Origin of the sequence: Lactobacillus sp. ESL0677, assembly GCF_029392875.1 — a bacterium.
In the GTDB taxonomy this organism is placed as follows: domain Bacteria; phylum Bacillota; class Bacilli; order Lactobacillales; family Lactobacillaceae; genus Lactobacillus.
Window position 1 is genome coordinate 1,932,438 of sequence record NZ_CP113946.1, and the last position, 21,563, is coordinate 1,954,000.

At 37.7% G+C, this 21,563-nt stretch carries 20 protein-coding genes, 1 tRNA gene and 1 pseudogene; 8 read left to right on the top strand and 14 right to left on the bottom strand.

Going from position 1 to position 21,563, the window contains the following annotated elements; genetic code table 11:
• Positions 1-15 precede the first annotated feature (15 nt).
• Genes thiM through thiE form a run of 3 tightly spaced genes read left to right on the top strand, consistent with a single transcriptional unit; the run spans position 16 to position 2,286 of the window.
• Positions 16-804, top strand: a complete 789-nt coding sequence (gene thiM / locus OZX76_RS09385; RefSeq protein WP_277179728.1) for a hydroxyethylthiazole kinase — start codon at positions 16-18, stop codon at positions 802-804.
• 11 nt (positions 805-815) lie between these two features.
• Positions 816-1,619, top strand: a complete 804-nt coding sequence (thiD, locus tag OZX76_RS09390; protein WP_277179730.1) for a bifunctional hydroxymethylpyrimidine kinase/phosphomethylpyrimidine kinase — start codon at positions 816-818, stop codon at positions 1,617-1,619.
• A 13-nt stretch (positions 1,620-1,632) separates the two neighbouring features.
• Positions 1,633-2,286: a thiamine phosphate synthase gene (gene thiE / locus OZX76_RS09395; protein ID WP_277179732.1), complete on the top strand. Its 654-nt coding sequence runs from the start codon at positions 1,633-1,635 to the stop codon at positions 2,284-2,286.
• Between the two features lie 73 nt (positions 2,287-2,359).
• Here the strand turns inward: thiE and OZX76_RS09400 are convergent, their stop codons facing one another.
• The 6 genes from OZX76_RS09400 to OZX76_RS09425 form a co-directional block, all read right to left on the bottom strand.
• Positions 2,360-2,782 (bottom strand): hypothetical protein, encoded by a 423-nt coding sequence (locus OZX76_RS09400; protein WP_277179734.1) that lies wholly within the window; start codon positions 2,780-2,782, stop codon positions 2,360-2,362.
• A 2-nt stretch (positions 2,783-2,784) separates the two neighbouring features.
• A complete protein-coding gene (locus OZX76_RS09405; protein WP_277179736.1) occupies positions 2,785-2,991 on the bottom strand; it encodes a helix-turn-helix transcriptional regulator in 207 nt (68 codons plus the stop codon).
• 135 nt (positions 2,992-3,126) lie between these two features.
• Complete coding sequence (locus OZX76_RS09410; RefSeq protein ID WP_277179738.1) at positions 3,127-3,888, bottom strand: LiaF domain-containing protein; 762 nt, start codon at positions 3,886-3,888, stop codon at positions 3,127-3,129.
• The gene (locus OZX76_RS09415) at positions 3,888-4,343 is read right to left on the bottom strand and encodes a LytTR family DNA-binding domain-containing protein (protein ID WP_277179740.1); all 456 of its coding nucleotides are present in this window, start codon (positions 4,341-4,343) and stop codon (positions 3,888-3,890) included. The genes OZX76_RS09410 and OZX76_RS09415 overlap by 1 nt, the downstream gene beginning before the upstream one ends.
• 146 nt (positions 4,344-4,489) lie before the next feature.
• The gene (purB, locus tag OZX76_RS09420) at positions 4,490-5,785 is read right to left on the bottom strand and encodes an adenylosuccinate lyase (RefSeq protein ID WP_277179742.1); all 1,296 of its coding nucleotides are present in this window, start codon (positions 5,783-5,785) and stop codon (positions 4,490-4,492) included.
• Positions 5,786-5,788: 3 nt separating this feature from the next.
• A complete protein-coding gene (locus OZX76_RS09425) occupies positions 5,789-7,078 on the bottom strand; it encodes an adenylosuccinate synthase (protein WP_277179744.1) in 1,290 nt (429 codons plus the stop codon).
• A gap of 195 nt (positions 7,079-7,273) precedes the next feature.
• Here OZX76_RS09425 and OZX76_RS09430 point away from each other — a divergent pair, with 195 nt between their 5' ends.
• The 3 genes from OZX76_RS09430 to OZX76_RS09440 all read left to right on the top strand — a co-directional run bounded on the left by OZX76_RS09430 (position 7,274) and on the right by OZX76_RS09440 (position 8,976).
• A complete protein-coding gene (locus tag OZX76_RS09430) occupies positions 7,274-8,266 on the top strand; it encodes a GMP reductase (protein ID WP_277179746.1) in 993 nt (330 codons plus the stop codon).
• Between the two features lie 157 nt (positions 8,267-8,423).
• Positions 8,424-8,497 (top strand) — tRNA-Arg (locus OZX76_RS09435).
• A 125-nt stretch (positions 8,498-8,622) separates the two neighbouring features.
• Positions 8,623-8,976 (top strand): type II toxin-antitoxin system HicB family antitoxin, encoded by a 354-nt coding sequence (locus tag OZX76_RS09440; protein ID WP_277179748.1) that lies wholly within the window; start codon positions 8,623-8,625, stop codon positions 8,974-8,976.
• 135 nt (positions 8,977-9,111) lie between these two features.
• Here OZX76_RS09440 and OZX76_RS09445 read toward each other — a convergent pair whose 3' ends face one another.
• Entirely contained in the window at positions 9,112-10,086 is a 975-nt protein-coding gene (locus OZX76_RS09445) for an ElyC/SanA/YdcF family protein (protein ID WP_277179749.1), read from the bottom strand.
• Positions 10,087-10,181: 95 nt separating this feature from the next.
• On the opposite strand from OZX76_RS09445, the gene OZX76_RS09450 reads away from it, so the two are divergent.
• The gene (locus OZX76_RS09450; RefSeq protein WP_277179751.1) at positions 10,182-11,114 is read left to right on the top strand and encodes a LacI family DNA-binding transcriptional regulator; all 933 of its coding nucleotides are present in this window, start codon (positions 10,182-10,184) and stop codon (positions 11,112-11,114) included.
• 764 nt (positions 11,115-11,878) lie between these two features.
• On the opposite strand, the gene OZX76_RS09455 is transcribed toward OZX76_RS09450, so the two are convergent.
• Together OZX76_RS09455 and OZX76_RS09460 are read right to left on the bottom strand one after the other, a co-directional pair.
• Complete coding sequence (locus OZX76_RS09455) at positions 11,879-12,025, bottom strand: hypothetical protein (protein ID WP_277179753.1); 147 nt, start codon at positions 12,023-12,025, stop codon at positions 11,879-11,881.
• 16 nt (positions 12,026-12,041) lie between these two features.
• Positions 12,042-12,323: a bacteriocin immunity protein gene (locus tag OZX76_RS09460; RefSeq protein ID WP_277179755.1), complete on the bottom strand. Its 282-nt coding sequence runs from the start codon at positions 12,321-12,323 to the stop codon at positions 12,042-12,044.
• Between the two features lie 154 nt (positions 12,324-12,477).
• Between OZX76_RS09460 and OZX76_RS09465 the strand changes: the two genes are divergently transcribed.
• Positions 12,478-13,989 (top strand): BspA family leucine-rich repeat surface protein, encoded by a 1,512-nt coding sequence (locus OZX76_RS09465; RefSeq protein WP_277179757.1) that lies wholly within the window; start codon positions 12,478-12,480, stop codon positions 13,987-13,989.
• Positions 13,990-14,236: 247 nt separating this feature from the next.
• On the opposite strand, the pseudogene OZX76_RS09470 reads toward OZX76_RS09465, so the two are convergent.
• From OZX76_RS09470 to OZX76_RS09490, 5 genes and pseudogenes are all read right to left on the bottom strand, one after another.
• A pseudogene (locus OZX76_RS09470) lies at positions 14,237-14,434 on the bottom strand (APC family permease); the annotation flags it as partial.
• Between the two features lie 113 nt (positions 14,435-14,547).
• Positions 14,548-15,942 carry an APC family permease gene (locus tag OZX76_RS09475; RefSeq protein ID WP_277179759.1) on the bottom strand — a complete coding sequence of 465 codons (1,395 nt, stop codon included), beginning with the start codon at positions 15,940-15,942 and terminating at the stop codon, positions 14,548-14,550.
• A 167-nt stretch (positions 15,943-16,109) separates the two neighbouring features.
• Positions 16,110-17,885, bottom strand: coding sequence for a right-handed parallel beta-helix repeat-containing protein (locus OZX76_RS09480; protein WP_277179761.1), 1,776 nt, complete (start codon positions 17,883-17,885; stop codon positions 16,110-16,112).
• 21 nt (positions 17,886-17,906) lie between these two features.
• The gene (locus tag OZX76_RS09485) at positions 17,907-19,490 is read right to left on the bottom strand and encodes an MFS transporter (RefSeq protein WP_277179763.1); all 1,584 of its coding nucleotides are present in this window, start codon (positions 19,488-19,490) and stop codon (positions 17,907-17,909) included.
• 12 nt (positions 19,491-19,502) lie between these two features.
• A complete protein-coding gene (locus tag OZX76_RS09490; protein WP_277179765.1) occupies positions 19,503-21,521 on the bottom strand; it encodes a glycosyl hydrolase 115 family protein in 2,019 nt (672 codons plus the stop codon).
• Positions 21,522-21,563 lie beyond the last annotated feature (42 nt).

Below are 21,563 nucleotides of genomic sequence, written 5' to 3' on the forward strand. Positions count from 1 at the left end.
TTTAGGAGAAAAATTATGCAGTTAGAATTATTAGATAAATTGCGCAAACAGAACCCCGTTGTTCTTAATGCCGCTAACTTCGTTACCGTTCAAGATGTCGCCAATGGATTGAATGCGATTGGTGCTTCGCCCATTATGAGTAACGAAATTGATGAAACCAGCGAAATGGTCAACATGGCCTCGGCCGTAGCGATTAACATGGGTAGTTTAACTAAATTACAGATTGCGCACATGAAGGAAATGGGCGATTTAGCTCGAGAATACAAAAAGCCAATCGTACTAGATCCTGTTGCTGTTGGCGCTGTCCAATATCGACTTAATGTTGCCCAAGACTTATTATGGAACTTCCATGTGGGTGTGATTCGTGGTAATGCGGGAGAAATCGCCGCTTTAGGTGAATTTGCATGGAATGCTAAGGGGATTGATGCTGGATCAGGCACTGGTAACCTTGACGAAATCACCATGGAAGTAGCTAAAAAGTATCATTGTACTGTTATTGCTAGTGGTGCAACTGATACAATTAGTGATGGCAATAATGTAGTTCACATTCATAATGGTACCCCACTATTTCAAGCTCATGTCGGGTCCGGCGACATGTTAACCAGCATTGTCGCTGCCTTCTGTGCAGTAACCGATAGTCGTTTCGAGGCAGCCCAAGCTGCAACGCTTGTTTTTGGCTCAATCGGACAATTGGTCGTCCAAGATCATCCCGATGTTGGCCCCGGCAGTTTTGGGATGTACCTCATGGACTACTTAGCTAAAGTACAAGTTGCTGATATTAAAAAGATTGCTGATTATGATTAAGGAAGTATTTTATGGCAGAAGAAATTAATTCATTCCCTCAAGTTCTGACAATTGCTGGCACAGATTCTGGCGGTGGTGCTGGCATTATGGCAGACCTCAAGACCTTTCAAATGCAAGGCGTCTTTGGCACTGCGGTTGTGGTCGCCGTTACTGCCCAAAACACATTAGGTGTCCAGGCATCGCACTTACTGCCACTTGAGATGATTGATAAGCAGTGTGCATCTTTAGCTGCTGATTTTAAAATTCGGGCAACCAAAACCGGCATGCTTGGTGATGCTGCCCACGTCCACCAAGTGGCACTTAACTTGCAAAAATATGACTTCGGTCCAGTTACCGTTGACCCTGTCATGGTGGCTAAAGGTGGTGCCCACCTGCTAAGTGAAGATGCAATTACAACCGTAAAGAAGGAGTTATTTCCATTAGCCAACTTAGTAACTCCTAACTTGCCAGAAGCGCAGGTGTTAACGGGCATGACTGTTACTTCACAGCAGCAATATCCCGACCTTGCCCACTCGCTGCAAGAGATGGGCGTTAAAAACGTGCTAATCAAGGGCGGACACTCCACTACTGAAGAAGTTCGCGACTTTGCCCTTCTCGAAGACGGCTCCAGCTTCTGGGTTAGCAGTCCGCGGACACATACTAAGCGCACACATGGTACCGGCGATACCTTAGCTGCCGCAATTACTGCCCAGCTGGCCCTGGGACATGACTTAGCCGCTGCTGTTAAACTCGCTAAAAAATACGTTACGAAGACAATTGAACAAACAATCCAGGTGGGTCATGGTCACGGACCACTCAACCACTGGGCAAAATAGATAGGAAAAACTAATGCAAAAGTTTAATGCAAATATTCTTCAAGCTTACTTTATTTGTGGTACCCAAGATTTACCTGCTGGCAAAACCCTGCCGGAAATCGTTAAAGAAGCGCTAGAAGCTGGAATTACGGCTTTTCAATTTCGTGATAAGGGACCTAATTCAACTTTAAATGATAATGAGCGACTGCCAATGGCTCGCAAGTTGCATGAGCTTTGTCAACAATATCAAGTGCCCTTCTTTATTGATGATGATGTTGCTTTAGCCAAAGCAGTTAATGCCGAAGGAATCCATGTTGGTCAAAGTGATGAAGCCATCCAACAAGTAATTGACGAGGTCGGCGGCCAAATGATTGTGGGTTACTCCTGCTCGACTTTAGCAGAAATTGAAGCTGGCAATCAAATTGCAGGGATTGATTATTATGGCAGCGGACCGATTTTTGCGACCCAATCCAAGGCTGATGCTGACCCTGTAATTGGTCTTAATGGTCTTAGCGAATCGGTAACCAGCAGTGAGCATCCCATCGTTGCTATCGGTGGTATCACGGTAAAAGACCTGCCTGATATTGCTCATACTGGAGCCGCTGGTGCCGCAGTAATTTCAATGATTGCTCAAAGTAGCGATATTAATGAAACCGTTCAGGCAATGCTTGATGCACCGTGGCAATAAAATACTTAATCTTAAATACACATTTAAAGACCTACCAGCAAAAATGCTAGTAGGTCTTATTTATATTCAATAATTAATTTTTTAGTTCTTCAATAATTGCAAAAATCACCTGTAAAATCCAGCCGATATTCCAATACACGATTGAAATACATGCAATACCTAAACACACATCATTCTTATATTTACTATATAATATGGCAAAAATCAGAAAGACAATTAAAGCCAACCAGCTTAACCATTTTAGCGCTCGCGCACCAACAATATTATTAATATAACGATCACGTTCATCATTATCCCATTCATCACGCTTGCCTTTTTTAATATCTTTTGCATTAAAATAACAGCCTAAAGCACAGAACAAGCATACAGCTGCCCAAATAAAATGCTTAATCATAAAAAGACCATCATGATCCTGAACTACCATGATTATTTCGCTTAAACCACCAAGTAAAAACATTAATTGCCACGCAGCGTTTCGTAATAACTTTTTCTTCATTATTAGTTCTCCAAATATTCTTTTAAACAAAATAACTCTTCAATACTTATGCCAAAAAAGCACGCCAACTTATATGCTAGTAATAGCGATGGCTTGTACTTACCCTTTTCTACAGAAATAATTGTTCGTTGTGTAACCCCAACTTTGTCAGCCAGTTCTTCCTGAGTTAATTTATGCTCTAGTCGCAATTTTTTCACTAAATTCGGCATTATTTTCATCTCTACATTCAATATTCAATATGAAGTTTGCTTCATATGAAACTAACTTCATATTATTACATTTGGTAATAAAAATCAATCATAAATAAAAAATATCTATTCCTAATCAGGAACAGATATTTTAATTTACACATAGTTAATTTCGACATCGCCAAACTTACTATTGCCGGTTAATACTAGCGTTGGCCCGCCACCATTAGAGCTGCCATTAATCTCAACATCGCCGAAGATTGACGACATCTGGTCATCAACCTGCCACGATAATGGAATATAAAGCGAGACATCACTCATTGATGAATTAATATCCACAATTATCGTATCAGTTGCCGGTTTAGCCGCATCAAGATAGACCTTGGCATCCCCCATTAACGAATTGATCGTAACACTGCGCAAACTCTGCGAGCGAACATACCGCGAAACATCAGACAGCTTTTGATTAACCACAATGTCTTGCTCATCTACATCCTGACTGCTACTGTCAAAAACATGATCGGCGTGAAATGACTTTTCTGTGCCAAACTTTGACCAACCACCATTGACATTATGCCCGTTAATATACACATGCGTATGGTGCCGTTTGTGTGGAAAAATCATGTGCAGGCCACCAGTGATTAAACATGCCGCAAGTAAGACAGTCCACGGGACAATCTTAGTGATTTTTAGCGGCTGGGCATACACAATTAACAACAAGGCAATTGAAAAAATCGTGCCACCAATACTGCGATTAGTCAGGCCTTCAATCAAGCACGCACCAAAAATAATTGTCCAAAAAATCGTCCAAAAATTTAGCCGAAACGAAAACAAATTTAACTGATTCATGATTAAAAAGATTGCTGCTCCAAGTAATGCTATTCCCCAAAACAGTTCTCTAATCTTTTGCTTTTTCATTATAATGGCCTTCTCTCGTTTAATCGATCACTCAAGCTGTGGTAATAGTGGCGTGAAACATAGACAGTTTTATAAGTATCATGAAAGTGTACCTGGCAATTAGTAATTGACCTAGTCAATGAATACACTTGCTGCAAATTCAAAATCGTGGATTTGGAAACGCGCATAAACTGACTGCTCAATAAGTTCTCTAGTTCGTATAATTTATAATTAACACTAAACGAATCACGTCCCGTATGTGCAACCACTTGCCGATCTTCTGTTTCAAAGAACAAAATGTCGTTTAAATCCAAATAATATGAAACGTCATCTTTATAACATTCAAGCTGGTCGGGTCTCTGACTGACTTCCTGCAGCTGCCGATAGATCCGCTCAATTTCTGGCGACAATTCTTTTGCTTTAATTGTTACTACTGGTTCAGTCACATCAGGGTCAAGGTCAATTTTTACTTTCATGATTCTCACCTGCCTTTCATGATGATTATTAAACGCTAATTTAAAGCCAAAATCTACCCTCTTTGCATAAGTGGTCGCTTTAAGTGCGTAAGTTGCAATTAGAACGACTCTAATTAAAAAGCAGACTCGATTAAGTCCGCTTTTTGTTATTCAAGTCCTACTTGATGAAAGATTTCATCAACATGACGCAAATGATAATGGTAATCAAAGGCATCAGCCACATCAGTCTCGGACAAGTAATTCATAATTTGGCTATCTTCAACTAGCTTTCTAAATGAAATACCATCCTGCCATGATTTAGTCGTTAACTTTTGCACCATATCATAAGCTGCTTCACGAGATAAACCTGCCTCATCAATCAGCTTCAGCAATAGACGCTGTGAATAAATCAGACCATAGGTCTTGTCCATGTTCTTAAGCATTGTTTCTGGGAAAACATCTAGGTTAGTCAAAATCCGGTTAAAGCGGTCAAGCATGTAATCAATCCCAATCGTGGTATCAGGTAAAATTACCCGCTCAGCACTTGAATGCGAAATGTCCCGTTCATGCCATAAAGTTACATCTTCGTAAGCCGTCACAATATTGCCACGCAGCACCCGCGCCATGCCACATAAGTTCTCTGAACCAATCGGGTTACGCTTGTGTGGCATCGCCGATGAACCCTTTTGACCAGCGCGAAAATGTTCTTCAACTTCATGAATTTCCGAACGTTGTAAACCACGGATTTCCGTTGCCCAGTTTTCAATACTTGTGGCAATCAATGCCAAAGTAGCAATATATTCGGCATGCAAGTCACGGGGCAAAATTTGACTGGTAATTGGTTGCCGCGTTAAACCCAATTGCTTCATTACGCTAGCTTCAACAGCTGGCGGCACGTTGGCAAAAGTACCAACAGCACCAGAAATCTTCCCGGATTCAACACCCTTAGCCGCATGTTCAAAACGGTCAATGTCCCGATTAATTTCGGCATACCAACGAGCAAGCTTCAAGCCAAAAGTAGTTGGCTCTGCTTGGACGCCATGTGTCCGGCCCATTTCAACGGTATCCTTATATTTAAGAGCTTTTGCTGCAATCGTTTCTTTTAGTGCGAGCAAATCTTGCCGAATAATTGCATCAGCCTGCTTCAAGATATAGCCTTGAGCCGTATCAACCACATCGGTTGAGGTCAAACCAAAGTGAACCCACTTTTTTTCTGGGCCAAGGCTCTCCGAAACAGTTCTGGTAAAGGCTACTACATCATGATGCGTTACCTGCTCAAGTTCTGCAACACGCTGCGCAGTAAAACTAGCATTTTTAGCAATTTTGGCTGCATCAGCTGCCGGAACCTCACCTAGTTCACTCCAAGCATTGGTTGCCGCAATCTCGACCTTTAACCATGCCGCATATTTATTTTCATCTGTCCAAATTTTACCCATTTCTGGGCGTGTGTAGCGCTCAAGCATCGGTTACATTTCCCACGGATTTTGCAAAACAATGGTTTGCTCACGATCAGGACCAACAGAAACTGTAACTAACGGAATGCCGACAATTTCTTCAACCCGCTTTAAGAATTTTTGGGCATTTTCTGGTAAATCTGACCAAGTCTTGGCCTTAGTAATATTTTCTTGCCAAGCTGGTAATTCTTCATAGACTGGCTTGCAGCGGTAAAGTTCCTTCAGACTAGCTGGATAGTAGTCAATCTTCTTGCCATCTAATTCATAAGCAGTTGCAATCTTAACGGTGTCAAAGCCACTAAAAATATCAAGCAAGTTCAAGCTCAAAGCATTAATTCCAGCAACCCGCTTAGCGTGACGCAAAGCAACAGAGTCAAACCAGCCAACACGACGCGGACGACCGGTAACTGTCCCGTATTCATGGGCAGTATCGCGAATGCGGTCACCAGTTGCATCAAGCAATTCTGTTGGGAATGGGCCAGCACCAACCCGGGTAGTATAAGCCTTGCAGACACCGATAACCGTATGTAAACGGTTGGCGCCCATCCCAATACCACTGGCAATCCCGCCAGAAATTGTATTAGACGATGTAACAAATGGATAAGTTCCCTCATCAATATCGAGCATTACACCCTGAGCACCTTCAAAAAGTACCTTTTCTTGATTATCAAGTGCATCGTTAACCAAGACTGACGTATCCGTAACGTACTTCTTAATCTTTTGGCCATATTCGTAATATTTATCAAAAATGTCTTCAAACTTAAGTGCTGGCTTACCATAAACATTGGTGAACAAAGCATTCTTTTCTGCTAAATTAGCACGCAGTTTTTCTTCAAATGTATCTTTTTCTAGTAAATCACAAACACGAATGCCAATTCTAGAAGCCTTATCCATGTAAGTTGGCCCAATACCATTCTTGGTAGTACCAATCTTATTAGCTCCCTTGGCTTCCTCTTGGTATTCATCCTGCTTGATGTTGTACGGCATAATGATGTGTGCCCGATTGGAAATTCGTAATTTACTGGTATCAATTCCGTTCTTTTCCAGATTTTCCAATTCACCTAGTAAAACCTCGGGATTAATCACAACCCCGTTGCCGATTACAGCAGCCTTATCTGCCGCAAAAATCCCAGAAGGAATTAACCGCATCTTGAATGTTTTACCGTCAATTTCAATCGTGTGACCGGCATTGTTACCACCATTTGAGCGGACTGCATACGCCGCATCCTTACTCAAAAAATCAGTAATTTTACCCTTACCTTCGTCGCCCCATTGACTACCAACAACTGCAACTGCTGTCATTTTGTTCACCTCATAAAAAATATACAAATATCACAAAAATTAGTCTAACAATTTATAAGCTGTTAGTCAAATTAAAATGCGAATTATTTTAGCGATTTAATTTTTAATAGTTCGATTTTTATATTGACAAATTAAAATAAATTGATTATAGTTACTCTCGTTCAAACAGATAAGGAATTAGGAGTCGATTGAATTATGAGTAACTACTTTAGTATGGAAGCCTTTGACTACGATGACATTCAGCTTGTACCTAACAAAGGAATTATTAAAAGCCGCCATGACGCTGATACTAGCGTTAAGTTTGGAAGCCGAACATTTAAAATACCAGTCGTTCCTGCTAACATGGAAAGTGTAATTAACGAAGATTTAGCCGTTTGGCTTGCTAAAAATGGCTACTACTATGTCATGCACCGCTTTCAACCTGAGAAGCGACTTGACTTCATCAAAATGATGCATGAACAAGGACTTTTTGCCTCAATTTCTGTTGGTATTAAAGATAGTGAGTACGCTTTTATTGATTTACTCGTTAAAGAAAATATCATCCCCGAATACATTACAATTGATGTCGCTCACGGCCACTCCGTGTACGTCATTAAGATGATTAAGTACATTAAAGATAAAATGCCAGATACATTTTTAACAGCCGGTAACATCGCCACTCCTGAAGCTGTTCGTGAATTGGAAGGTGCTGGTGCTGATGCGACAAAAGTTGGCGTCGGTCCCGGCCGTGCCTGCATCACTAAACTCAAGACTGGTTTTGGTACTGGTGGCTGGCAGCTAGCTGCTCTTAGAATGTGTAGCAAGGTTGCAAGTAAACCAATCATCGCTGACGGCGGTATTCGCCACAATGGTGATATTGCCAAGTCTGTCCGCTTTGGTGCAACTATGGTAATGATTGGCTCAATGCTGGCTGGTCACCAAGAGTCTCCAGGTAATGTGATTAAAATTGATGGCAAGACTTACAAGCAATATTGGGGTTCTGCTTCGGAAGTTCAAAAAGGCGCCTACCGCAACGTTGAAGGTAAACAAATGCTGGTCCCATTCCGCGGTTCAATCGCTAACACGTTAACCGAAATGCAGGAAGACTTACAATCCGCCATTTCTTATGCCGGTGGTAAAAAGCTTAGCTCCATTAAGCTGGTTGATTACGTAATCGTTAAAAATACCATCTTAAACGGCGACAAATAGTCAATAAATCAACTTTCTAAGTGAAATAACATTTTAAAGTAGCAATGAAATGCCATTTCCGATAAAATGATAATTGTCTCAGCTCTGTTAGGTAGTCAGTGCTGAGATTTTTTATTTCCTAAGAGTGATAACTCTATGCTATACTTAGAAAGTTGTCGCGCCCTTAGCGCAACTGGATAGAGTGTCTGACTACGAATCAGAAGGTTGAAGGTTCAAATCCTTCAGGGCGCATAAATAAAAAGCTAGAAGTTATGCAATAAAATTGCGACTTCTAGCTTTTTTCGTACCCTCGAAAACTGATTATGTTTTTGATAGAATTAATTAAAATTAATTTCATATAATATTGAGGTAATAAAATGAGTGATAAACAATCTGATTTACTATACTATCCAATCGTTTTACATCACGAAGATGAAGGTGGATATAGCGTAGAAGTCTATGACAATCGCCATGATTATACACAAGGAGAAGATGTTGAGGAATGCATGTATATGGCACGCGATCTAATTCAATGTGTCTATTCTTGTCATTTTGATAAAAATACAGCTGGTATGACATTAGAAGATGTATCACCTGATGGCACCAAGTTTGAAGACATCAAAGTTAAAGATAAAGATATAAAGTTAATGGTTGTCATGTCGCTTAAAGAATTGAAGGAAGATAATGACTACTACAAGCAAATAAAGAAAAGTGACTTAATAAATGAGTAAACGAACAGCTTAGACAATAATTCTTGTCTGCTCAATAATAGTAAACAAAGACGCTAGGATTTATAAAAATAAAAAGCTAGAAGTTATGCAATAAAATTGCGACTTCTAGCTTTTTTGCTATTCCAGCTTCATTACCTATCTTACTAAATTCGGGTACAACCATATATCATCTATCCGCAGCACATCGCGATACATCGCTATCTGTTCTTCTCTGCTGGAATGATTTATTAGTTCAGGCACATCTGGAGTACCAACGATATCCATTATCTGCTCTGCCCCATTAATTTTTTTGCTAGCAATCATAAACAAGATTTGAACTCTGCGAAGATGACTAACCGAACTAATCAAGGTTATCTTTTTACTAAAAGCAATCTGATGAGCACAACGCAATGAAAATTCAGCATTTTCAATCGTATTAATTGATTTACTTTCTGTAAAAATGCGCTCGGGAGCTACACCATGATTAACTAACCACTTTTTCATTAGATAGGCTTCTGTATGCCCATTTTCGGGAATACCACCTGTAACAATAACAGAAGAACGTGGATTCTTGATTAATAATTGCAATGCTAAACTCAAACGTTGGTGCAATATTGGGGGAATACTGCCGTCTTTTCGCAAATCATAGCCAAGCAAGATAAACAAGTGCCCATCTTCATAGCTGTTAATTTCTGTAGCTATCTTGGTTTGCCGGATTTTTTCTAAATTAGCAAAATCTTGCATAAACATTGCTGTACGCTTGCTATCCAAAGCTATTAATCGCTTAAGAAGACTAGCAGAAAAGTCATCTTTAACTATTCCTGAATAGACATAATATGACATTAGCGCATCGTAATTATTTGGTGCCTTCTGCAAAATATTTTGCAATAATTCTACCGCTTGTTCAATCTGATTATCAGTAATTAAAGTTGCCGCAAGGTCTTGTTGATAATCAAAATTAGTTGGATCAAATTGGATTAATTCTTTAAAAATTGCTTCTAAAGCATCTTGGTCGCCATTAATACTGACTCCTTTAAAGAAAGTTTTCTCATTTTTCTCTGTCAAATTGCCGTACAAATAATAGTTTTTGGCTCTTGCAAGTAGCTTAGCTATCTGGTCTTCCTTATTCATTCTTAAATCAAGTTCCCTCTATTTAATAATTTTTGACATGGTATCGATTCCATATAGTATTATTGAGTTAAAAGCACAAAATAAAAGGCAAAACAATGACAACCATTAAAGAAATTGCTAAACTATCCGGATGTTCTGTTTCAACAGTATCACGGGTAATCAACCATCATCCTTATGTCTCTGTAGAAAAGCGACAACGAATCCAAGCAGTCATTCAAGAAACTTCTTACCATCCTAATCGAATAGCCCAAGACTTAAATAAGAAAAAGACTCATAATTTAGGCGTAATTGTTCCCTATCTTGATGAGCCTTATTTTGAAAAAGTGACGGCTGGGATTTGTCGCGCTGCTGTCAAACATAATTACAAAATATCTATCTTGCCAACTTACTACAATCGTAAAATCGAGATGAATTATTTTGAAGAGTTTGCTTCCAAATTATATGATGGCCTGATTGTCACTTCTAAAGCTAATAAAATAAGCGACATTTTGCCTTACATTAAATATGGCTCCGTGATTTTTTGCAAAAAAATTGCTTTTAATAATATTTCTTGTATCTACATTAATCGCAGTCAGGCTTTTAAAGACCTGTTCACATATTTTACCCAAAAAGAGATTAACCATATTGGTCTGACGAGCGCGCAAAATAAGGACAAAAGCAGCAGCACAAAACTATTATTTTACATTGCCAAACAATATTTTCCTACCTTTAGACTGAACCGTCTTGTTGAAAATTGTGCGACCTACCAAGATGGTATTAATGCAGGAAAATATTTTATGAACTTTCCGCAAATTGACGGCATCTTCGCCAATGGAGATGAAATCGCCGCTGGAATCATTCAGGCTTATCAAGAAAAAGGACTTCAGCCACCATTAGTCATCGGTCAGGACAATACCCTGGTCAGTAAAATTATGAATTTTTCTTCAATCGATACTTATCCAGAAAAATATGGCGAGGAAATATTTCAGCACTTTATTGAGAAAAAGACGGAGCATGTTAGCATTGATGCCACATTCATTAAACGATAAAGTTTAGCCCAATCACGCAGCTGCCAGACATCAGTATTATAAATCATGAAACCCATCCCAGAGCAAACACTTTTTATATAAGTTATTACTATTGTAAAGGTAGTGAATATAATTGACGAAAAATAGAATTAAGCTTTGGAATAGCCATATTACATTAATTATATAGTGGCGCACGACATACTAGTCATTCATCCTTGGTTAAAAGCTGCACGTAAGCAATTAAGAGAATTTATTGATTATTCTAAGAATTAATAATTACGTGTAATAAAACACAGAAAAAATTAACAAATATTATAAATTAATATTGCAATAACTTCTATTATCAAGATATAATCAATAACGAACACGAGATAAAGTTTTAAAGGGCGGTGGCTGTTTAATTCCGAGGAGATGATTGTCTATGGAAACATGGGGCAAATTATTGAAAGGTATAACAGTTAATGAGCGTCTACGATGCAATTTCTTTAATGTTGCAATTTGGTTTAGTGCTGTTGGCACTGTTGTCTTACATCAACAGCAACAACCACGACAAATAAGAGCAGCAAAAAAGGCCGTCCCACTTAATAACTTTAGCGAGTTATGGGATAGCCTTTAGCTACTCTATAATTAAGCCACCGTTCTTTATACGGAAACTTGTGTTTAAGAAGTCCTATTACCAGTAGGACTTCTTTTTATTCACAGCTATATTTTAGCATGTTCACTATTGGTATTCAATTTATTACATAAATATAGCAACTTATTATCAATATTATATTTTCAAAATTTTAACAACCCCTAAACCAAAACATCGCAAATGGCAATACAAGCAAGAACCGACTACCATCAAAAACTGCACCATATTTATTTTTTCTAGGACCAACAAGCAGGATGCCTGCAATTAAAAACATGATACATGCAAAAATTAAAATCATAAGTTTTTACCAACTTCTAATGAAAAATCTGGGTAATGCCATAACCCAATTGATGATCGCTAAATTCTGGTGATAACAGTTCACGATATAATTTGCGCCCAGCTGGTGATAATTGTTGCTTGATAGCAAGCGGTGTTAAACTGTTCTTCATACTATTAGCAACACTTGCCAAATATTCTTCCTTTTCTAGTCGCTTTTTAGCAAGAAAAATTATATTATATTCATCATTACTTAAATTACTATCTAAACTAGTATTAACTATATTTAGCAAATTAGCTGCTGCTTTTTTAGTATTCATGTTTAAATCACACCTTCCATTCACCTAAATAAATTATTATCACTATTCTAAATAAGTTAGGCTGTTTTTCAAGTGACTTTCTTCAAGCCTGATTCATGATTTTATACTCACAGCGTTATACAATGACAATAATCAAACGAAGGGAATCCTAATCATGAATATCAAGTTCAATCACACCAAGTCATTAGTAGCCATTGCTACATTTACCACACTACTTTGCCTAACTAGCTTGCAGCATTATCCAGTGCAAGCTAGCACTGTACCTAATGTTAACAATATTACCGTAAACGATAATTTAGTTGGCACAGATGGAACCTGTAAATGGAACTATGATTCTAGTTCGCAAACATTGATATATGCTCCCGAAACTTCTAACGCAACTTTGTCATCAACCGAAATTCTTAAGCTCAATCCCCAGTTTGAAAATATTGAACACATTATTTTCACTAAACCAGTGAGCTTGGCATCAGATTCACATAATAAATTTAAAAATTTAACCAAACTCCAAAGTATTCAGGGACTAAATAAAGTTGACACTAGTAACGTCACTAACATGCAAGGGCTATTTGAATATGACCGTTCACTGACTCAGCTTGATCTGAGTAATTTCAACACTGCTCGAGTGACAAATATGAATGCAATGTTTGCTACTATGGATCAGCTCACTTCCTTAGATGTCAGTACTTTCGACACCAAAAATGTCACTAAGATGGATTACTTATTCGAAGGCGAACCTCAAATTAAGCAGTTAGATTTGAGTAACTTTAATACAAGCAAGGTTACTTCAATGAGCGGCATGTTTGCGCGTGACACTAACTTGCAAGACATTGATTTACGCAGTTTTAACACGATTAATGTTCATCATATGGATTACATATTCAGTGATTTGTCCAAAATAACTTCATTAAATTTGGCTAATTTTAATACCGCTAATGCCACTGACTTAAGTTACATGTTCCTTGATGACACTAATTTGGCTAGTTTAGATTTAAGTAATTTCACTACTGAGCGTGCAAACAAGCACGAAAACGGAACCCTCGGCATGCTTGCAAATTGCGGCAATCCTGATGGCTTCATTTTGAAGTTAGGCCGAGGAAAACTTAAACAAGATACATTTATCGGTAATAATATGACTAAAGTTATGGCAGTTGGTCACAGCACTATTCTTAATCCTCTGGGAAAAACTTACTCTCTGAAGCAATTCAAGAAATTAACTAGTCACAACAATAAAAAATCTGCAATTTATCTAATGTTTCGTGGAGCTAGACCACACCTAACAAGCCTTCCGCCTGTAGCAATTGATCGCCAACTCAAACATAATGCATATTTTTACAATAAATCAGGCTCTGCTATTCCTAATATCAAACTTACAAGCGGTGTAACAATTGGAACTTATGAAATAACGACAATTAATCACCGGCAATTTTATGATGTTGGCAATGGCCTTTACCTTGCCGTCAATAACTTTGGTAATCATTCAACAGGCAACGGTCACTTGCTAGTTAACGGTCACCCAGTTAATCAAGGAGCACTTCCAGCAGATACTAATTCACTAAGGATTGTTGTTTTCAAAAATCACGGTTCATTTAAGACGGCAACGCTAGTTAACAAAAATAAGCACAGTTATTATGAAATTGATAACGCACATATATTACCTGCTAAATAGCTAACGTATAAATAATATAAGTTAACATATAACTACTATGTTTATACTGTTCTAAGAATAAAAACTGACATAACGCAGGTCAATTACGCATAAAAATAAGCCTAGTCACTATCGATTAGGTTTATTTTTTGCCTATTTATTCCCCAGCTCTTTTCTTGATAACCAAAACATAATTAACGGTAAAACAATAAGACCAAAAATCATCATGCTGATTGCCACTACCTGCTTGGTCGTCACCAACGTCAGCGGATTTAGCAACATATTTTGCGGCTGCAGCAAAGGAAATAGCCAAAATGGCAGCAATAAAATACACCAATAATGCTTTACTACCAACCTGACTGACTACACTGCCGAGAGTCAGAAAAATTCCCGATCCGATAATTGAGTTTATCGCCAAAAGGACAATCGACCAAAAGCCAAGCTTGTCATTCTTACTTTTCTTTATTAATACGCTCCCTTATGGCTAGTTTTTAATCATGTTATAATCGGAAGTTCCACTATGGGTACGTTATTTGTTTATAAAAAAGGACTGGGCAATTACCCAATCCTCAATAATATTTAGTCTTGTTGGCGCGGCCGTGAAATCAAATACATAATTAGCGGTAAGACACAAAAGCCAAAAAACATGGCAATAATTGCCAGCCAATTAATGCCAATGACACGGCTATTTACGACAATGCCAAATTGCTCCCGCCAGTTGTATTCAACTAGCAAAAAGATAACTAATAGAACCCCAATCACCGGTATGATTAGGTCAGTCCACACATTTTTATTAGGCGTCAAGATCTGCTCCTTGCTTTTACCAAAATAAAAACGAATGACAGATAGCGGTACAACTGTAAATTCCAAAAACCGGACAATCGCACTCAATGTGATTAAGTTCGTCATGTTGTACTGAAAAGTAAAAGGAATCAAAATTGCTAAAACAACAGAAATAGCATACGTTCTGATTGGAAAGTTCCTTTTAGTCCGTTGCGTTAACTTTTCTGACAACTGATGCTCTCGTGCCATTGCTTCTAAAATCCGTGGTGTGCTGAAGCTGTATCCAAAGTTAAGTCCCAGCATTGACACTAACGCACCTACCAAAATTATATCGCGCAAAATTTCATTATTAAAAATTGCGGCTAGAGCAATCACTTGGTTGGTCTTAATCAAGGCTGTAGGATTTAGCTTCAAAGCAACCGTCAAGACACCAATATACACAATTGCAACTGCTAAGATTGCTAGCGGAATTGCCCGCGGGAGATTTTTTTCAGGATTTTCCATATCTTCCGCGCCAGAAGCAACGGACTCAAAACCAGTAAAGGCATAAAACGCGGAAACAACCGCCATGACCATGCCGCTTGTTGTCAAAGTCGGAATAACAGCTTGGCCATGAACGGTCATTTGATCAACTTCATTTAACCGGTGCGATACACCTGTTATCAGCAATACAGCAACACCAGCGGCAATTATTAAGACAAGCGTCATTAGCTTACCAATTGTTGCCAAATTCATCACTCGCTTGATAATTTTTTGGCCAAATAAGTTAACAATTGTAACTAGCAGCAATAAAGCAAGTAGGCCAGCTGTCACGTTACTTACCTTGTTCGGATCACCACCACAGATTGAAATCGTTGACTTAGTAATTCCAACAGAAGCGACGCCCCACACGGCACTAGTTGCAAAGTAGCACGTCGTTCCAATGTAAAAGCCAAACTTAGAACCAAACGCGGCTTTGCTATAAGCATAAGAAGCCCCAGCCTTATTAACATATTTAGCTGCTGCAGCAAACGACATCGCTAGGATTGTAGCAACTACAGCTGCTGCCAAGTAGACCAGTAGTGTTTTGCTTCCGGCCTGCTTAACCACACTTCCTGGTGTTAAAAAAATGCCGGAACCAATCATCATATTAATTGCAAGGAAAACCATGGCGCTAAAGCCTAACTTATCGCCTGCTTTTTTATTTTTCATTTCTAACCCATCTTCCATACGTGGTTTGTAAAATTAAACAACTCTACTATTATATGAAAGAAACGTACCAAACTCCATATTGTATATTGCTAGATAAGCAAATTGCCCTAAAATTTGCTCATTAAAAAGCATCTCAGGCTTTAAAACTTGAGATGCTTCAAACTAAATTATTCAATTATTCCAATTGCTGGACCGCTTTGAAGAATTAAGTTACCCAAAAAATCTTTTTCTATTGGGTTAATACCATTATCAATCACAATTCTTATACCATGCTTTTTTAAATTAGAATTATTTGATAATTTCAATTTATTCAAATCACTGTATTCAGAATTAGGATATAAAACTCCTATAAAGTTTGGATTAGTTTTAATTGAACGTTGATCCTGAGAAGGTATATTGACATTATTATAATAATCATTATTACTATAACTGGTTCCCTTTCCCTCGCCAACATTAATTAATCCATTACCACTATTATAAAAAATATTATTACAAATGGTATGCATGTCCACAGACCGATCTATTTCTTTTTGACCAGCTGATGAATAAATAAAGTTGGTAGGCTGGTTACTCATTGCATAGAACACATTGTTATAAATATCATGCTTTCCTGTATCACCATGAATATTAATATAACTATTCTTTGAACTATTAACCTTACCATTATCTGCAATTACATTATAACGAACAACTGTTGTACTAAATTTAATACCGCAGAGCAAAATGCCGTCACCGTTACCATGGATATAATTATATTGAATAATCATCCTTGTAGTTTCTTTATCAGGATCTATTCCATTAGAGTCAGCTCCGCCAGCTTTAGGAACACTATTTGAAGTGTCATTATGTTGAATTAAAACATTATCACCGTAATAAACTTCAATTCCACTAGTTCCTGCACCCTTAGTAATATTACCTTCTATCTTAGAATCCTTTACGCTAGTTAAATAAATTGCGTCACATGCATATTTAGACTTAGATTGATTAATATAATTATTCGTTACATTTATGTTAGTATGTGGTGCCCAAGTCGAACTTTGGTAATCATTTGACGCTTTTGCATCATCACGAGATGCCCAATTTTCATTTGTACCTGCATTACCTTGCCACTGCTTGAATATAATTCCACCATATGAATTATTATTAATAATATTGTTGTTAATATTCACATTGCTAAATGTAGTTGGCTTTGAAGTAGCTGGTTGCGCAATATCAAAGACTATTCCTCCTGTATCCTTTGAGCGATCCCAACCACCTTTAAAAATTACACCTGGCTTATTATTAGCAACATTTCCACCAATGAAAATATCATTTCCAGTGACATCATGAACATACAAATTATGGAAAAAGTAGCCACTTAAATTTCCTGCATCTTTTCCAACAACGTGAATGCCTCTTAAATCAGCCAATTTGTTACCGTTGACATAGTTAAAGCCTTTAACATTGTTGTTAATATTTAAATTAGAAATTGTAATATTCTTCTGGTTTTCCAGCTTAATAACATCTGCAACTTTTCCCTGACCAGCTAATTTAGGTAAGTTTCCTGTTCCATAACTACTTATGGTCAAGTCGTCACCTTTGGGCATTAAAGTTGTTTGGCCAAGCCATGAATCACCAGCTTTAAACAAAATTCTATCTCCTGACTTGAAGTTTTGTTGATTAACTCTTGCCAGTGAAGCCCACGGCTTATTAGGACTAGTTCCTGAATTAGCATCATTGCCTGTAACAGAAACATAGTATGCTTTACCACTTGTAGTTGGCGTATCCTTATCTGTAACTGTTGGAACTATTCCAGAATCAACTTGTTCTCCAGTTCGATTCAATGCTGCCAGTTGTGATGAAATCGTGGCAAAATCATCTTGTGAAGCAAAAACAACAGACCGTGATAGTAGTATAACTAGCCCAACACTTAAGATTGATAAAAGTCTCTTTAAGCTTTGCACGTATTTCACCTTAATTCTTAATTATTCATCATTTTTCTTCCAAAATGTAATTGAGTCATATTTAACACCAGTTAAGGTTTCACAAACCTTCTTAGTTTCTGGCTTAACATCGCTCATCTTGCCACCATGTTGCAAACGAGTTAATTCATCGGCTAAAATACCAAATGTCTTCTTACTTAAGTGGAAGTGAAGCGCAAAGTAGATAGCAATTAACATCATAATGCCAACACCGCCAGATACAATAAAAATAATCATATGAACTGCACTTGCAGGCTGTGTAACAGCACCACTTGTAGATTGACGGAAGTGAGCAAAGTCAAGCAAATATCCAGCAACAACTGATGCCAGTCCTTGACTAATTTGATTAATAAAGACCATAACTGATGCGAATAAACCTGAACGGTTCTTTCCTGTAACCAGCGTATCAACGTCTGGAATAAATGGGAAAACATTCCATGGCAAGAAGTAAAGAATGTATAGACCTACTTCGTAAAATAACATCCCAACGACCAACCATACCATAACGTTAGCTGGTTTATTAAATGCAATAAATGCCCAATCAAGACAACTAATAATAATTAACGAGTAACCAAAGACATACATTGATCTAGGTGAAATCTTAGTTACCAAATATCCTGCCAAAATCGTAACAGGTACAGAAACAATACTTAAAGATTGTAAAAATCCTGATGTACTAGTAGTTTTACCTACCGCAAAAACAATGTAGTAAACAAATACTGTTGAAAATAAGATTGTACCAAAGTATGAACTAAGGTAAATTCCCATGTGAGTTCTAAAGCTCTTAATCTTAAAGGTTGAGAAGTAATTCTTTAATTCTGCCTTAAATGAACTCTTCTTACCATTGTTTTCAAGAGCAGCTTCTTCATCTAACTTCTTGGCTTCTGCTTTAGTAACAAAGTGTTCCCAAGTAGTATTGTAAGTAATTAAAATCAAGAAGAAAGTTACAACTGAGAACATAACTTGCATAATTAAATATGGCAGTGGCGAAGTTTGTGGGAAAACTTTAAACAATTGTGCTGGAATAAATTGTGCCAGCATGTTGCCTAATCCTGAAATAACCATTCTAGTTGTAGAAAGTTCAGTTCTCTCATTGTAGTCCTTAGTCATTTCATTAGGTAAAGTTTCCCAAGGTATCTGCAAAACTGACATTAAAATCGTGGTAATTACATAAGTGATCATGTAATACCAGTAACTCATCCCTGCGACCCACAATGTGATGGCAAACAAAACCGATGGTGCTGCAGCCAAAATAAAGATATGCCGTCTACCGAATTTTCTACCTAAACGATATTTATAAATATTATCAGAGATATTACCCATAAATAACGAAGCTAAACCATCAGCAACTCTTCCGACTAAGAAGATAGTCGCACCTTGTCCAGCACTCAAGCCACAAAATGTAGTGTAGAAGAACAGCAACCATGCGCCAACAAGGCCCTGCATTGAAATACTAAAGAATGAGAACACACCAAAACCTAGTGAACGAAAAATCCCTATTTTTCCGCGATTTTGATATATTTTCTTCGATTGATATTCATCCCAGCCATCGTGCTGTATGGCTGTCTCATTTTTGTTATCGTCCATTTTCTCCTCCTATTAATCGATATTTTTCCCGCGAAGCCTACTTGCCAACTCTTCATCAGAATATGCTTTGTGTGTATTTGACAAAAGCATTACTTTAGCATCACTTGTTGCCATCAGATATTGTCTTTCCCATTGATCCTGGTCAGGACCATCACCACAAATCCGCAAATAGCTTTCTACTGTTTCTAATAATTCTACTGTTAACGTAACATTGGTATAACAATCATTTTGATAGAAGTAATGCCACTTATCTGACGGATTATTCTGCCATTGACTAACTATCTCTTTCATATTCATCCGAGCTTTATCTACCAGTAAGAATGCCTTCAAATAATCTTCAGATTGATAAGCTGTGTATGCTTGGATTGTTAATTTAAGAGCTTTAATGGAATAACTATGAATAGCAATGCTTAACCATAAGTCATTAAATAAGCGTTGCTTGTCTTCATCACATAGAGTTTGTAATAACGCATTACATTCTTGATTCAATTTAGCAAATGGCTGCACATGATCAACAATCAACTTGTCTACTTCTGCTACCTGATCAGACAAATTGTCGCTTGTTAACATCCATTCCATTTCTGGCATTTTCTTTGCGTTAGTTAACCAAGTCTTAATCAGTTTACGTAATGTATATGTATAAAATTCATCTCCTGCTTTTTGGTCAGCATAATCACGATAATTAAACACCGTTGCAAAATACTTTTCATAGGTGCTAGTAATTTTATCATTTGGCTTAGTATAGTATTCGCTAATATACGCATCTAAATATTCTTTACTTGAGTTAATCTTAAAGTCATTACGCCATGATTTTGCCAGTAACCATAAGAAAAAGATGTGCGGCTTTATACTACCTGTATTAACCATTACCAAGTCATCTAACGTTGCTTTGCGAACTCTTTCTAGTTCTAATGCAACCTCATGTGGATCAATTTGTAACAGTGTCAAAAAGTTTGATGCCTGCAAATCGTGAAACGCAACATGATAATATATTCCTTGCGAAAGCTTAGGATCACCATTCTTCAAGACTTCAGAACGTGGGTCATCAATTCCTTGTCGACGTGACAGCATCTTACCATAGCCGTTATCAGCCCAAATTTGTACAACATCATCAGGAATTTTCAATAGCCCAGCATTATATAAAGCAGGTAATTCACCATAAATGTTCATCGAGCAAATCGCATCAGGATTAGCCTGCTTAACCATTTCATACTGGATCTTGATTACTGAGTTAATTACATCCGCTTTCTTTTCCAAGGTATATTCATGTGGATCATCAGCCCAAAATGGCCGGTCACCTTGTCCTCTAAAGCCAAGATTCCACAAAACTTTATTGCCTTTTTGCTTATCAATACTTTCCTGCCAAATATGTTTAAACAAATCAGGATACTTTAAATACGAAGCCTCAAGATCTGGATATACTCGAGCAAACATTTCTGCACCCAAAGGTTCAGCATGGTGATGGGCTATTATTAAACCCATCTGTGAAGCTAACTCCCGGTGCAAATGAGAATTAGTATCTGTCCCCGGAATCACTATATTGCCACCGCACCGCAATAGAGTTTCAAAAATCATTTTCCAGACATATTTGTTGGATTCACTATAATGCCAATGATTAATTAGCAATTCATCATTTACAAACCAACCACGATATTTAACATGGTATTCTGGCAATTTTAAAGAGCTAAAGTCAGTCCATTCTATAGATTGATGCACCTTAGGTCTTTGATCTAGCCAAAACCAAAAATCTGTTATTCCAAGTATTTCACGTGAAACACTTAAGACACCATACATTACACCCAGTTCAGTCCCAGAAGAAATTTCAACCCGGTTACTGTCGACTTGACAAACCTTAAAAGTATCATTTCTTGGCAACTTCTTATCTACAAGTAAAGCAATAATATTTTCTTGCCCGAGTTCAGTAGTAGTGCGCTGAATATCTCTATTGAGAATTTCTGTCGCATTCCGCAAGACATCATTTGTAAAGTCAGCCTGAACTTGTGTATTTTTATTGATTAAAAAATTATCCATCAAAAAGTCTCCCTCCTTCATATACTAATATATCAAATTAAC